A 1222-nucleotide genomic window follows, 5' to 3' on the forward strand; every position below is an offset into this window, starting at 1 on the left:
GCGGCACGATGAGCGGGAACAACACCGAAAATCAGACCGATGGCACTGGAAACTCCTAAAGCGAGAATTATCGCAGGGATTGAGACACTGGTGGTTAAAGCAGCAAAAATTCCCGCTAGATACATTCCTTGAATGCCGACAAAAATCCCGATAATTCCGCCAGTGGTGGCTAAAATCACCGATTCAATCAGAAATTGACCTTTTATATCCCCTTCTTTGGCTCCTAAAGCCTTTCTTAACCCGATTTCTTGGGTTCTTTCCGTGACTGACACGAGCATAATATTCATGACACCGATTCCCCCAACAAAAAGGGAAATACTGGCGATCGAGGCTAACATTCTAGTTAAACTATCGTTAGTTTCTTTGGCCATTTCTAAGACTGCGGTTTGGGGGAAAATCTGCACATAATTCTCGTCGCTGACCTGATGACGCATTTGCAGCAGGTTGCTAATCTGAAACTGGGCGGCTTTAATTTGGGCAGAGTTTTTGGCCAAGACAGAAATATGAGTCAGGGGAATGCCAAAGATAGCTCTGCGGCCTTGAACCTGATTAGACATGGTAGTTAGGGGAATTAAGGCTCGATCGTCCTGATTAGCCTCAAATAAGGAGCCTTTCGCCTGTAAAATTCCAATGACTTGAAAACTAAGATTGCCGATGCGAAGATTTTCGCCGACGGGATTGCGATTACCAAAGAGATTTTTGGCTAATTCCGATCCCAAGACAATCACGCGATTATCCCGTTTCAGGTCAGATTCCATAATAAATCTACCTTTAGATAGTTGACGGTTACGCACATTTAGGTACTCGGCTCCCACCCCAATCAGGGGACTATTACTGGTTCTATTACCGAAGGATAGGATTTTTTTACCGCTTAATTCGGGAGAAATGGCGGCAATGGCGGGAACTTGAGATGCGATCGCTTGAGCGTCTTCGTAGGTGAGAGGCCGGGGATTGGGAATTGTCCGGCGGACATTGCGTGAGGAGGTGGAAACAAATAAAACATTCGGACCGAGGGCTTCAAACTGCTCGATAGCAACTTTTTGCGCTCCTTCACCCACTCCCACTAGGGCAATGACGGAGGCGTTACCGATAGCAATTCCTAGCATGGTCAGACCACTACGCAGTTTATTGCCCATCAAAGCGGAAAAAGCCATTTTCAGGTTTTCGAGCATTTCCATGGTTAGTTATATTCAGTGATCAGTAAACAGTAATCAGTANACAG

The 1222-nt window shown here is 45.8% G+C and carries 1 protein-coding gene; it reads right to left on the minus strand.

Going from position 1 to position 1222, the window contains the following annotated elements; genetic code table 11:
- Positions 1 to 1178: ABC transporter permease (locus IQ242_RS25170; protein WP_193961835.1), on the minus strand; the 1178-nt coding region annotated here is incomplete at its 3' end.
- Positions 1179 to 1222: the final 44 nt, after the last annotated feature.

It is taken from the genome of Microcystis sp. LEGE 08355, assembly GCF_015207185.1.
GTDB lineage: Bacteria > Cyanobacteriota > Cyanobacteriia > Cyanobacteriales > Microcystaceae > Microcystis > Microcystis panniformis.